6 protein-coding genes are annotated in these 14,059 nt (G+C 68.5%); 5 read left to right on the top strand and 1 reads right to left on the bottom strand.

Annotated elements, in window-relative coordinates; genetic code table 11:
- Position 1: 1 nt before the first annotated feature.
- The 5 genes from OHA55_RS27785 (at position 2) to OHA55_RS27805 (ending at position 13,115) form a co-directional block, all read left to right on the top strand.
- Positions 2-646, top strand: coding sequence for an amino acid ABC transporter permease (locus OHA55_RS27785; RefSeq protein WP_266711424.1), 645 nt, complete (start codon positions 2-4; stop codon positions 644-646).
- A complete protein-coding gene (locus tag OHA55_RS27790) occupies positions 643-1,506 on the top strand; it encodes an amino acid ABC transporter permease (RefSeq protein WP_266711427.1) in 864 nt (287 codons plus the stop codon). Before OHA55_RS27785 ends, OHA55_RS27790 begins: the two co-directional genes overlap by 4 nt.
- 661 nt (positions 1,507-2,167) lie before the next feature.
- The gene (locus OHA55_RS27795) at positions 2,168-5,809 is read left to right on the top strand and encodes a LamG domain-containing protein (RefSeq protein WP_266711430.1); all 3,642 of its coding nucleotides are present in this window, start codon (positions 2,168-2,170) and stop codon (positions 5,807-5,809) included.
- A 320-nt stretch (positions 5,810-6,129) separates the two neighbouring features.
- Positions 6,130-12,576, top strand: a complete 6,447-nt coding sequence (locus OHA55_RS27800) for an RHS repeat-associated core domain-containing protein (protein WP_266711432.1) — start codon at positions 6,130-6,132, stop codon at positions 12,574-12,576.
- Between the two features lie 32 nt (positions 12,577-12,608).
- A complete protein-coding gene (locus tag OHA55_RS27805) occupies positions 12,609-13,115 on the top strand; it encodes a hypothetical protein (RefSeq protein WP_266711434.1) in 507 nt (168 codons plus the stop codon).
- An 80-nt stretch (positions 13,116-13,195) separates the two neighbouring features.
- Here the strand turns inward: OHA55_RS27805 and OHA55_RS27810 are convergent, their stop codons facing one another.
- Positions 13,196-13,939 carry a hypothetical protein gene (locus tag OHA55_RS27810; RefSeq protein WP_266711436.1) on the bottom strand — a complete coding sequence of 248 codons (744 nt, stop codon included), beginning with the start codon at positions 13,937-13,939 and terminating at the stop codon, positions 13,196-13,198.
- Positions 13,940-14,059: the final 120 nt, after the last annotated feature.

The following is a 14,059-nucleotide window of genomic DNA, read 5'->3' on the forward strand; positions in this document are numbered from 1 at the left end:
CATGGACGTACTGACACAGAACTTCTCGCTCTACGGCAAAGGGTTCCTCGGCACGCTCGAACTCACCGTCTTCGCCTCGCTCCTGGCCCTCGTGCTCGGCTTCGTCATGGCCTCCTTCCGCGTCGCCCCGGTCGGCTCGCTCCGGCTCGTCGGCACCGTCTGGGTGGCGGTGCTGCGCAACACCCCGCTCACCCTGCTGTTCTTCGCCGTCCTCCTCGGACTGCCGCGCTTCGGCCTCGTCCTGCCGTTCAACGTCTTCGCCGTCCTCGCCCTGGGCTGCTACACCTCGGCGTTCATCTGCGAGGTGCTGCGCTCCGGCATCAACACCGTGCCCACCGGCCAGGGGGAAGCCGCCCGCAGCCTCGGCATGTCCTTCGGGCAGACCCTCAACACGGTGGTACTGCCCCAGGCGTTCCGCTCGGTGATCCCGCCGGTCGGCTCGACACTCATCGCGCTCGCCAAGAACTCCGCGATCGCCGGCGCCTTCAGCGTCACGGAACTCCTGGGCACCTACAAGACCCTCAACGAGCTGGGCTACAGCATCATCTGGACCTTCGTCTGGATCGCCGTGGGCTACCTCATCATCACCCTGGCGATCAGCGCGCTCTTCACCGTGATGGAGAAGCGCTGGGGGGTGACCCGATGACCACCCACGCCGCACCCGCCGCCACCGCGCTCTACGACATCCCCGGCCCCGAAGCCCGCAAGCGGCACCTCTTCTACGGGATCGCCGCCACGGTCCTGGTCGCCGCCCTCTTCGGGTGGATCGTCTATCTCCTCTTCGACACGGGCCAGTTCACCGCCGCCAAGTGGAATCCCTTCACCTACAAGGGAATTCAGGAACTGCTGCTGCGCGGCCTGGGCAACACCCTCAAGGCGTTCGCGTACGCGGCGGTGCTCTCGCTGGCGCTCGGCGCGGTCCTCGCCGTCGGACGGCTCTCCGTGCACCGGCCGGTCCGCTGGATCTCCACCGTGCTCGTCGAGTTCTTCCGCGCCATGCCCGTACTGGTGATGATCTTCTTCATCTTCGTGGCGCTGAAGGTCCAGCCGCTGCCCGCCCTGGTCGCCGGACTGACCCTCTACAACGGCTCGGTGCTCGCCGAGGTGTTCCGTACCGGGATCAACTCCGTGGAACGCGGCCAGCGGGAGGCCGCGTACGCGCTGGGCATGCGCAAGACCCAGGTCACCGTCTCCGTACTCGCGCCGCAGGCCGTACGCGCCATGATGCCGACCATCATCAGCCAGCTCGTGGTGGCGTTGAAGGACACCTCGCTGGGATACCTGATCACCTACGAGGAGTTCCTCCACGCGGGGAAGCTCATCGCCTCCAACCTCGACTACGACCTCCCGTTCATCCCGGTCGTGATGGTGATCTCCCCCATCTACATCGGGATGTGCATGCTCCTCTCGTGGTTCGCCACCTGGATGGCCAAGCGCCAGCGCCGCAACCCGAAGACGGAGGCCGTGGAGGTTTCACCGGCCGGACCAGGACCCCTGTTGCCCTGACGGTGTCCGGCGGACCGAGCTCGGACACCCTGGCCGGCCAGCAGCCGGAGATCACCTCCCGCGCGCGGGCCCGGAAAGCCATTTCCCGGCCGCCCACTGCGGGAAGAAGGTCAGCTGTACGCCGGTGACCCGCCGGAAGGCAGAGGGGGCGTTGCCCAACCGAAGTACCGGAAGGTGCCGTTGAACGGAAACGGGCCGTCGTCGTGGGGATGCACGACGAAGGCCCGTTTACCCGTTCGCCCTACCAGCGCTGTCTGTTCAACCGAATTTCGAGTGGCTGAAACCCGTGCATTTTCTGTGTGATGTGAGTCACACCCTTGTCCTGTTGCGGGTGGTATCCAAACCGGCAGAGCGGGTTCCGTATGGGCGTGAAGATCGGGTGATCTGAGGGATTTGATGGAGACGGGGAGCTCGTGACCTCGCGGCCCTCGTGGCATTCCGTAGCGGACGGGGTTGGTGCGGGCGCGGTGCCAATTCCGGCATAGAGGCTGTTCTCCGGGGCTGATCGCCGACGGACCGCTGACGGAAGCAGGCCACTCCTTGACGAGGGCGGCCGGTCAGTCGTTGACTCCGTCCCCGTTGGAGTACGCAGGGTGACTCTGGGGTGGGGACTGTGGGGTTGAGGACGGGCTTTCGATGTGCCCGACGTAGCTGGTGGGCCATGGTGGTGGCGGCTTCCCTGTCGGCACTGGTGCTTCCGGCACCGTTGGCGCATGCGGTCGAGGAAGCCGCGACGGCGGTGGAGCCCAGTGAAGGCCAGCGCGCGCTGGCCGAGGCCAAAAGTTCCGGTGTCCGCGTCGAGGTGGCGGGAGAACGATCGGAGTACGACACCGTTTTCGCCAACCCTGACGGGTTCACCTTCACGATGGAGCAGTCGGTGGTTCCGGTGCGCGCCGCGAAGCCCGGGGGTGGCTGGCAGGCGGTGGACGCGACGCTGGAGAACCGCGCGGACGGTATGGTCGCTCCTCGGGCGGCAGCCGTCGACATGGCCTTCTCGGCGGGGGGAAGCGACTCGCTGGTCACCATGACCGACGGTGGCCGGTCGCTTTCGTTGACATGGCCGCGTCCCTTGCCGACGCCCAGGATCAGCGGAAGCGAAGCCGTCTACCCGGATGTCTTCCCGGACGTCGATCTGAAGTTGACGGCCACGACGGAGAGTTTTCGGCAGGTGCTGATCGTCAGGACGCCGGAAGCGGCCGCCGATCCCGCACTGCGCAAGCTCACTCTCGGGCTGTCGACCAAGGGACTCACCGTGCGGCAGGGGGCGGCGGGCAATCTGACCGCCGTCGATCCGAACGGGCGGACCGTCTTCCGTGCGCCGCCGGCGCAGATGTGGGACTCGGCGGGAACGGCGGACTCCGCGCAGCCCGAGGCGGCCGTCGCCGCACGATCCGCCGTGGCGTCGGCCGCCGCGCCGGCCTCCGAGGACTCCGGACCGGGTCTGGAACCCGGCCAGGGGGACAATGTGGCGAAGGTCGCGATCCACCTCACCGAGGACTCGCTCGCCGTGGTCCCGGACGCGGACATGATGGAGGGCACCGAGGCGTCCGACTTCCCGCTCTTCATCGACCCGACGGTGACCTGGGGCGAGTCCGAGCGCACCTTGCTCCGCTCGGACGGGTACGAGTCCTACGGCTGGGACAACGGGGACGACGACCAGGGCAAGGGCGTCGGCAAGTGCGGTACGTGGAGCATCTACTACTGCGGTCCGGGCTACCAGCAGCGCCTGTACTACGAATTCTCCCCGGCGAGCCTGAAGGGGAAGCAGGTCCTGAAGGCCACCTTCAGGGTCAGCGAGCCGTGGGCCTTCCAGTGCGAGCCGAGGTGGGTGGATCTGTGGCGCACCAACAACATTTCGTCCACGACCACTTGGGCGTCACGGCCCAAGAGCCTGGACCTGATGGGCGACCGCAACGTGTCGGCCGGCCGGGGGTCCGCGTGCGATCCCGATTCGCCCACCGCGCCCATCGACTTCACGGACAACGCGGATGAGACCAACGAGAACCTGACCCCCACCGTGCGGGACTTCGCGGCGGGGAAGTTCTCCCGCCTCACGCTGATGCTCGCGGCACACGACGAAGGCGACGCCTCCGCGTGGAAGCGCTTCAGGAACGACGGCGTTCTGGTGGTGGATTTCGTCGGCCTGCCCGCCAAGCCCACCGGCATCGGCATCGTCACGGGTTCTGGCACCGTGTGCGAGACGCACGAGGCCGATCCCGCGATCGTGTCCGATCCGACCCCCCTGCTGTCCTCGGTGCCGCAGACCGCGGCCGGTGGAGAGAAGGACGCACAGCTCAGGGTCGCGATGGCCGTGGACAAGAAGAACGCCGACGGAACCTGGTCCGCCGCCATGACCACCATGGAGAGACCGACCACGGGATACGTCGGGGACAACCCGCCCGCCCTCAACGCGAGTACGCCGACCCTCACCGAAGGCACCCTGTACCGGTACCGGTCATGGACCCGCTCGTACTACAACGGCGGGGCGAGCCAACTTCCCGGTCCCTCCAACGGCTCGACGACCGGCTGGTGCTTCTTCAAGGTCGACCCCACGGCGCCCAAGGCCCCGGTCGTCACGGCGAACAGTGTCTACACCCTGTGCACGGCGACCTGCCTTCCCGCCGGCGGCCCGAACGTCAAGGGGTCGTTCACCTTCGCCGCCGGCGCGGGCGACGCGAACAGCATCGTCGCCTACCGGTACAAGCAGGCGAACCTGCCGACCTGGTCCGCCGAACTCCCGGGATCCGAGGTGAAGCGGGACGTGGTCCCCGAGGAGTCGGGCACCTACCAGCTCGAGGTGCAGGCCAAGGACACGGTCGGACGCTGGGGGGCCAGACAGCTCGTCAGCTTCCTGGTGAAGGAGGGCGACGGCCCGGTCGGACGCTGGCACTTCGACGAGGAGAGCGGCGCGGCCGTCGACTCGTCGACGACCACGGCCGCCGACCGGGACAACGCCGTGCTCTCGGCCTCGGCGAGCCGTGACGACAGGGGCAGGCGCGGCGAGCTGTGGTACGACGACGCCGGGCAGCCCCTCGACACGGCGAAGACGGACCGGGGACTCGTGCTCGACGGTAAGACCGGGTACGCGGCGACAGCCGGGCCCGTCCTGGAAACACGCTCGGCCTACACCTTCTCCGCCTGGGTGAGGCTCGAACCCGGCACCGGTGACCGTCTCGTTCTGTCACAGGACGGGGCACACTTCAGCCCCTTCGCCGTCTGGTACGACACTGCCAGGATCAGCTGGTGCTTCGGCTCGAAGGCGCAGGACGCCGACGCCACCACCGCGTACCTGGGCAAGTGCGCGCAGGTCAACTCCGCGCAGCAGCACTCCTGGACGCATCTCGCGGGAAGCTACGACCCGGTCTCGCGGAATCTGGCGTTCTACGTGAACGGCAAACTGTCGGGAACGGCGAACGTCGCGGGCGGGTGGGCTTCCACGGGCGGGCTGCAGATCGGCCGGTACAAGTGGAACGACGTCTACCGCTCGAACTTCTCCGGCTCCATCGACGAGGTGGCCGTGTGGCAGCGCGTCCTGTCCGGTGCGGAGGTCGCCAAGGAAGCGCGCTCGCTGTCGCCGGTGTCCGGGCTCGCGGACACCGAGCTCGTCGCCGACTGGGACGCGGCCGGCGCTACCGGTAGCGCGCTGCCGGACACTTCGGGCTACGGGCGGGACCTCCCGCTCGCTGCCGGCGGATCGCTGGACGGGACCTCGCTGGTTCTGGACGGCACCGGCGGTGCCCTGACCTCCGGACCGATGCTGGACGACACCGGTTCGTTCACCGTCTCGGCACAGGTGGAACTCGACCCGGCCGCGCTCGGGACCAAGAACATCGGCTACGTCGGCCAGGTCGCCGGACAGCGTGCGGCGGACGGTACCTCCTGGGGCCTCTGGTTCGAACTGACCGGTCGGGAGAAGCGGCTGGACGACGACGGCAACGAGTACACGGCATCCGTGGGCTACTGGCGCTTCGGCCGGGTCGACAGTGACGGGACCGCGCGGTGGGTGACCTCCGACGAGTTCGCCGAAGTGGGCACCCCGGTCCGGCTGACGGGTGTCTACGGCGCCCTCGACGATTCCGGCGTACCGAAGATCGAGCTCTACGTCGGGCTGATCCCGAACGACCAGGAGAAGGCGTACACGGCAGTCCTCGGTACGGGCGAGTTCGCGGTGGGGCAACGCCGCGAAGGTTCTGCCTGGGGCGGTCGTCTCGTCGGCCGCGTCGACGACATCCGCCTCTGGGCGGGGGCGATGACCAGCGTCGATCAGCTGGGGCAGGCCGTCGGCACCGACGCCACCGACTGAGTCGCCACTCCCTGTTCCGGGGGCGGGCCCAGTGGCCCGCCCCCGGAACAGGGGTGCGACCACTCGGGTCGGACAGCCGCGGAACACCCCCGATACGGAGCGCCGCCGGCACGGTGCGCGGCAAGGCGTTTTCCGTCACGCACCACGTCGGAGCCGGTGCGTGGCACGACCAGGGCCGGCGGCTCGGCTCACCGACGGTTCCTCACAGACATGGTGGAGGTTTGACAGGCATGGGTATGGGTGTGGGTAGTCCGTTCCGCCGGGACAGGCGGACGGTGGTCTCCAGGCGCTCGGCACGCCGAAGACGCGCGGGGCTGGTTGTGCTGCTCTCCGCCGTGCTCGCGGTTCCGGTGGGGCTGACGCCTCTGGCACAGGCCGCGGAACGCCCGGGGATTCCGGGTGCGCCGAAGCCGCAACGCGCCAGCAAGGTCGTGGAGATGGACGGGGCGGGTGCGACCGCGTCGAGGCGGCGGGTGGCCGACTCGGCTGCCCGCAACGCCGAAGACGCGAAGACGGCGAAGGCCGAACGGAACGGGGCCCGCTGGCCGTCCGCTGCCAGGGCGACGGTGGACGTGGAGAAGCGCGCGTCGGCCGGGCGGACCGTGGTCGGGGAAGTACCCGTGTCCCTGACGGGGCGGGAGGCGGCCGGTGGTCCGGCCCGCGCGACCGTCACCGTGCTGGATCGCGACGCGACCCGTGCCGCGGGAGTACGGGGGGTCCTGCTGACGGCGCAGGCCGACGACCCGGGCGCCGCGCGACTCGGCGTCGACTATTCGTCGTTCGCGTCCGTGCTCGGCGGAGGGTGGTCGAGCCGGCTGCAGCTCGTCCAGCTTCCCGCGTGCGTGCTGACGACTCCGGAAGCCGCCCGATGCCGGACCGCCGTGCCGCTGAGGACGGCGAACGACGTGCCCGCCCACGAGCTTTCCGCGGACCTCACGTTCACCCGGTCCGTGGCCGACTCCGCCGACCGGTCGGCACAGAGCCCCGACTCGGTGGCTCCCCTCGTCCTGGCCATCACCTCCAGCGCGTCCGCCGAGTCCGCCACCGGCGGTGGTGACTACGCGGCCACCCCGCTGGCGTCCTCCTCCACGTGGGAGGCCGGTGGTTCCTCCGGCTCGTTCACCTGGACCTACCCGATCGCCGCTCCGGCTCCCGCGGCTGGTCCGTCCCCTTCCCTGAACCTGTCGTACGACTCGGGCGGCATCGACGGCCGGAACGCCTCCACCAACAACCAGGGGACCGACGTCGGCGAGGGATTCGGGCTGACGGCCGTTTCCTTCATCGAGCGGAACTACGGTTCCTGCGACCGGGACGGCCACGACGAGCAGTACGACCTCTGCTGGAAGTACGAGAACGCCTCGCTGGTGCTCAACGGCAAGGCGACGGAACTGGTCAAGGACGACTCGACCGGGAAGTGGCATCTCAAGAACGACGACGCCTCCACCGTCACGCACTCCACCGGTGCGGCGAACGGTGACGACGACGGTGAGAACTGGACCGTCACCACGGGCGACGGAACGGCCTACCACTTCGGCGTGAACAAGCTGCTCGGTGCGGGCGACCAGCGTACGAACTCGGTCTGGACGGTGCCGGTCTACGGCGACGACGAGAACGAGCCCGGGTACGACAAGGGGGACGCCTTCGCCGACCGTGCGTCGCAGCAGGCATGGCGCTGGAACCTCGACTACGTCGAGGACACGCACGGGAACGCGATGACGTACTGGTACACCGCGGAGTCCAACAACTACCGCAAGAACAAGGCGGAGACCGCCAACACCGCCTACCAGCGCGGTGGTTATCTCAGCAAGATCCTCTATGGTCAGCGGTCGGAGGACCTGTTCGGCCCGACCTCCCCCTACAAGGTGGACTTCACCTACGCGGAGCGCTGCGAGAGCGACTGCGGCTCGCTCACCGAGGACACGGCGAAGAACTGGCCCGACGTGCCGTTCGACGCCATCTGCGCGGCCGGCGCCTCCAAGGACGACTGCCGGCCGGAAGGCCCCACGTTCTTCACCCGCAAGCGGCTGGTCGGAATCGACAGTTCCGTCCTTGTCGGCACCGCGTACAAGGCTGTCGACTCCTGGGAGTTCACCCAGAAGTACCTCGACGGCGGGGACATCGACGAGGACTCCTCGGACCAGGTGCTGACGCTGCAGAGCATCCGGCGGACCGGCGAGTCCAGTACCAGCGTCGAGCTGGATCCCGTCACTCTCACCTACCGCATGGACCCGAACCGTGTCGCCGGCGGAACACAGCCGGGCGGCGGCAACATCCTCCCTCTCACCCGTCCCCGCCTGCTGTCCGTCACGTCCGAGACCGGTGCGGTCACCACGGTGACGTACAGCGCGCCCGAGTGCGTGCGCGGCACGAGGATGCCCAAGGCCGAGGACGACAACGGCGAATCGTGCTACCCGCTGTACTGGCACGTCAACGGCGCGACCGACGCCACCCTCGACTGGTTCCACAAGTACCGTGTGGTGGCGGTCAGCGAGGGAGACCCCGCAGGACACGGCGAACTCGTCGAGCACTCCTACGCGTACGAGAAGCCCGCGTGGCACTACAACGACAGTCCGTTCGTCGCGTCGGACGAGCGGACCTGGTCCGTCTGGCGCGGCTATCAGAAGGTCACGGAGACGACCGGTGACACCGACGGGACCCAGACCCGGACCGTCACCTCGTACTTCCAGGGCATGAACGGCGATCCGCGCAAGGCCGGCGGAACCCGCAGCGTGACGTTGCCCGGAATGGACGTGGCGGGTCTGGACGTCCCGGACTTCACCGACGCCGAACAGTACGTGGGGTTCACCCGGCAGACGGTCGGCTACGACGGGGACGCACCGGTCTCGGTGTCGGTCACCGACCCCTGGTCGGCCCGCACCGCGGTCCAGCACAAGTCCTTCGCGGACACGGAGGCGTACTACCTGCGGATCGGGAAGGCGACCACCCACACCTATCTGACCGTTCCCAAGACCTGGCGCACCACCAGCACGACGACCACGTACGACTCCTACGGGATGGCGGCGAAGGTCGACAGCGCCGGGGACACCGCCAAGTCCGGGGACGAGACGTGCACCCGCACCTGGTACGCGCGCAACGACACGGCGGGAATCAACGGTCTCACCTCGCGCATCCGTGTGGTGGGACGTACCTGCGCGACCGCCGAGGCGGATCTTTCGCTCCCCACGTCCTCGGCGACCCGCGGTGACGTCCTGGCCGACACCGCCACCGTCTACGACACGCCGAACGCCACCGGCTGGACCGCCGGCCAGGTACCCACCGCGGGCGCGGAGTCGTGGACCGGCCGTGCGACGGGGTACCCGGCCTCGGCCACGGGAGGCGAGCGGGCTCCCTCGGGGTGGCAGCGCCTGACGAAGAAGGAGTTCGACACGCTCGGCCGCCCGGTCAGCCTGACGGACGCTTCGGGAGCGACCACCACTACCGAGTACACGCCCACGGGCGCGGGGGTCCCGACCAAGAACGTCGTCACCGACATCAAGCAGTTCAAGACCACGACCTTCCTGGACGGCATCCGGGGTCTGCCGGTGCGGACCTACGACGCCAACGCGAAGAAGACCGAGCAGACCTACGACGGACTCGGGCGGCTCACCGGCGTCTGGATGCCCGACCGGAGCAAGGACGCCGGCGACCTCGCGACCACTTCGTACGCGTACACCCTGGAGCGGGGCAAGGCGCCGTCGATCGCGAGGTCGGACGTCAAGTCGTCCACCACGGTCAGCACCTCGTACGACATCTACGACTCGCTGCTGAGGCCGCTCCAGAAGCAGACGACGACACCGAACGGCGGGCGCCTGCTGTCGGACACCCGCTACGACTCGCGCGGACTCGTCGAGGAGACCTACACCGACATCTACGACCCCCTGAAGACTCCGGAAGGCACGTACAGCCGCGAAGAGCAGGGGGAGGCACCGAAACAGAACAGCACGGTCTACGACGGGGCCGGGAGAGCGATCAGCAACACCTTCACGGTGTTCGGCGTGGCGAAATGGACGACGAACACCACGTACACCGGCGACTCCACCGCGCAGAGCGCGCAGACGGGCGGACGGGCCACCCGGGAGATCACCGACGCGCTGGGCAGACTCGTCGAGCGCCGCGAATACGCCGGTCCCAGCCCCGTCGACGCCACGTACTCGGGCACTCTCGGGGCGGCGTACACCACCACCCGGTACACCTACACCCGTGACGGGAAGGACGACACGATCACCGGCCCGGACGGCGGGGTGTGGTCGTACGGCTACGACCTGTTCGGTCGCCGGGTCAAGTCCACCGACCCCGACACGGGGACCTCGCTCACCGGATACACCGCCGCCGACCAGACCGACTGGACGAAGGACGCGGCCGGAAAGCAACTGCTCTACGGATACGACGTCCTGGGCCGCACCACCGACCTCTGGTCGGCCGCCCGCACCGAGGAGAACAAGCTGGCCCACTGGGACTTCGACACGGTCGCGAAGGGGAAGCCGACAGGCTCCACGCGCTACGTCGGAGGCGCGGGGGCCACCGGCAAGAGCTACACCCGTTCCGTCGTCAGCTACGACAATCTCTACCGGACGACCAGCTCGCAGCTCTCCCTCTCGGCCTCGGACCCGTTCGTCACGTCGAAATCCGCCGCGGCCACGTACACCTTCGACACGGCCTACAACCCCGACGGCACGGTGGCGTCCACCACGGAACCCGCGGCCGGCGGGCTTCCCGCCGAGACCATCCAGACGAAGTACACCTCGACGGGCCAGCCCACCTCCGTCTACTCCGGCACCTCCGGCTATCTGCAGAGCGCGAGCTACAGCGCGCAGGGGCAGCCCCAACTGCTGAGCCTCGCGGTGTCGTCCGCCACGGGCAGCAAGAAGACCGACCTCAACTTCGACTACGAACAGGGCACCGACCGACTGCTCCGCTCCTACGTCACCACCCCGCAGACTGCGCCCTACAAACCGCAGGACCTCACCTACACGTACGACGACGCCGGCAACGTCCTGAAGATCACCGACGAGCCCAATCCGGACACGGCGATCAAAGGGGAGACCCAGTGCTTCACCCACGACGGCCAGCAGAGACTGAAGGAGGCGTGGTCGCAGACGACGAGTGACTGCACCACCCCGGCCGTCGGCGGCCCGGCGCCCTACCGTGTCGGCTACACCTACGACACCGCCGGCCTGCGGACCGGTGAGACCGGCTACGACGCGGCCGGAACCCCCGCCGCCACCACCTACTGCTACAACGACACGGCGCAACGGCACACCCTGACCACCACCACGGCGGCGGCCGGCACGGAACCCTGCAAGGCGGCCGTGGCCACGTACGACTACGACGACGCGGGCCACACGACCCGTCGCCCGGACGGTTCGGGTACCCAGAGCCTCACCTGGAACGCGGAGGGCAAGCTCGCCACCCTCGTCGAGGGCACTTCGCGGACGGACTACCTGTACGACACGTCCGGCGACCTGATGATCCGTCGCGCCACCGGTGACGGCGAGAGCGTGCTGTACCTCGGGGCCACCGAGATCCACGTCAAGGTCAGCGGCACCACCACCAAGACCTGGGCCACCCGCTCGTACAGCGTGGGCGGCACCACCGTGGCGGTCCGGAGCAGCGAGAGCGGAAGCCAGAAACTCACCTTCCTCGCCGGCGACCAGCACGGCACCTCCAGCATCGCGATCGACGCGACCACCCAGGCCGTCACCAAGCGCTACTCGACACCGTTCGGCGGCGCGCGAGGTACCACCGGCACGACGTGGCCGGACGACAAGAGGTTCCTCGGCAAACCCCAGGACGCCAGTACCGGCCTGACACACGTCGGAGCGCGCGAGTTCGACCCTGCCACCGGGCGCTTCCTCAGCGCGGATCCGCTGCTGGAGACGGACAAACACCAGTCGCTCAACGGGTACGGCTACGCCGAGAACAACCCGGTGACACTGGCTGACCCGACCGGTATGGGCTCGATGGTGTTCTGCGAGATGCCCAACTGCTCACCGGAAGTGATTGCCGCGGACACGTTTTTGTCCACGGGATCCACGGGCCTCGGCGCCAGCAGCGGCACCGGCGCAGGCAACAGCGGCACGAGCAGCAAGGGCACGTCCACCGGGAGCAACACCGGCAGTAGTACCTGCGATGCCTCGTGCCAGGCAACCATCCTGTGGGAGCAGCAGCGCCTGCTCGCGATGCGCCAGGCATACATTGACAAGCTTCGCATGTACTTGTACGGACTGTCCGTCGAGCGCCGTTCGACCGTCCCGATGGTGAACCTGGACGGGTGCAACGACGAATGCCGTGAAGAGTTTCTGCGCCTGCAGATTCGTAACATCCCCGCCACGAGCAAGAAGGACGAGGACGGTGAGAGCCTGTTCGACAAGCTCATCGGAGCGCTGGGGAAGGAGATCGACATGGAGAGGAGGGCACAGTCCAAGCTGCTGGGAGTGGGCTACGAGGAGGCGGCCAAGCTGACTGGTGCGAGTTGCTCCGAGGCCAAGGGCCTGACCACCTGCACCACTGACTTCTCCGTCTTCGGGCAGTCCATTTACGGCAGGGGAGGGACCACGCTCGGAACGACATACGTGACCAGCCGTAATGAGGAGTCCACGCGAGACGCGAAGCTCAGACACGAGCGTGTGCACGTTGACCAGTGGAACGAGCGGGGCTTGCTGTTCGCCTTGGACTACCTGATGGAGGGAGCCGATCCCTGCGAGAATGCCTACGAGGAAGCTGCGGACTGGGCAAACGGGGGATACGTCGAGTGCCTTACTCCGTGACAGCGGGCGTGCGAGGCCGGGCTGTTCGAGTGGTGGCTCCAGCAGTCGCCGCCATGGCCGTGGTGACGGCGTGCACCATTCCGGGCCCGACCCCGCCCATCGCCGGATTCCGTTTGGAGGGCGCGGAGCTGATGATCGTCATGCCCGTCTGTCCGGGGGCGGTGGTTCGCGAGGCGGAGGCAGTCGTCCGGGTCAAGGGTGAGGGCAGGGGGGACGGGTTCAAGACGCTCTGGAAGGCCGTGCGTCCCAAGGTGCCGGAGGCGCGACGAGGTGTCTTCGCGGTAGGGAGCGCACGGGACTTCGCCTCGGAGGTGATGCCGGTGGCCGGAAAGCTCCCGAACGCGTATTACGTGTCGGTCCGGTTCGAAACGGCCGTGCACGGATACTCCGGCCAGGACGGGGAGGTCGACCTCTCACGGTTGCCTTCGGTGACCTTGGGCCCGGACGAGTACATGACTCAGCGGGGCAAGGTGATGACCCGGGCGCAGATCGAGGCCCAACTCCCCTGCGGAAGGGCCTCCGCCACCCCCTCGCCGTAGGCCGTCCGCCTGCGGGACCGGGCCGCCGTCGTCACCCACGACGGTGGCCCGGTCGCGCGTGCGGGGGTCGATGCCGCCGCTCAGTCGGCGGCATCGACGGCGGGGGCCGCCGCCGGTAGCGGGGTCTGCGCGGCGCGCGTCACGTCCGCGACCACCTCCACCATGTCGGGGCCGTACGCCTCGGAGTTGACGACCTTCAGCAGCAGGCAGAAGGTCGAGTCGCGGTAGGTGCGCGCCAACTTCCCGTAGTGCCGCACCAGATGACGGGCGGCGGCCTGGTTGGTGATCGCGCGCTGACCGCAGAGGAGGAACACCGGCCGGGCCTCCCGGCCGATGCTCAGCCGCGCCAGGAGTACGTGTTCCAGGACGCCGTTCTCCACCGGGTAGTACTCCGTGCCGATGCGGAAGGACGCCCGGTCCGGGCCCGGTTCGCGGTCGGTGTTCACCCGCACGCCGGGAAGCAGCGACTGGAGGTGCGCGGCCATGCGCCGGTTGGATCCCGGACCGCCCACGCAGTACTCCGTCCGCTCCCCGAAGCCCTGGCGTGCCGTGTCGTGGGAGAGGATCTGCGCGTGCGCCCCGCACTCCTTGATCATCGCCGACAGTTCCAGCAGGGCGAAGACGTCGTTCCGGTGCACCGCGCCGTCCGTCCCCGGGTCCCGGTTGACGACCAACAGGCATTCGGAGTTGGCCGGAAGCCCGAAGAAGGCCTGCTTACGGCGGAGTTTGCGGCGCCAGAGGTAGGTGCGCGCGAGCCAGCCGAGAGCCGCGCTCACTCCCGCGGCCATGACGCCCAGCACGATGTTGCGTACGTCGTCGGTCATGGCCGGGGATAGTAGCGGGCATCCGGTGCCTGTTCGAGGCGGTACGGACGATCCGGCCGGGCCGGGGGTTGGTTCGCGCGGACGCCACCGCGATCGGTGTCACGGTGCTGCGCGAGGGCG

The sequence above is a fragment of the Streptomyces sp. NBC_00102 genome (genome assembly GCF_026343115.1).
GTDB lineage: Bacteria > Actinomycetota > Actinomycetes > Streptomycetales > Streptomycetaceae > Streptomyces.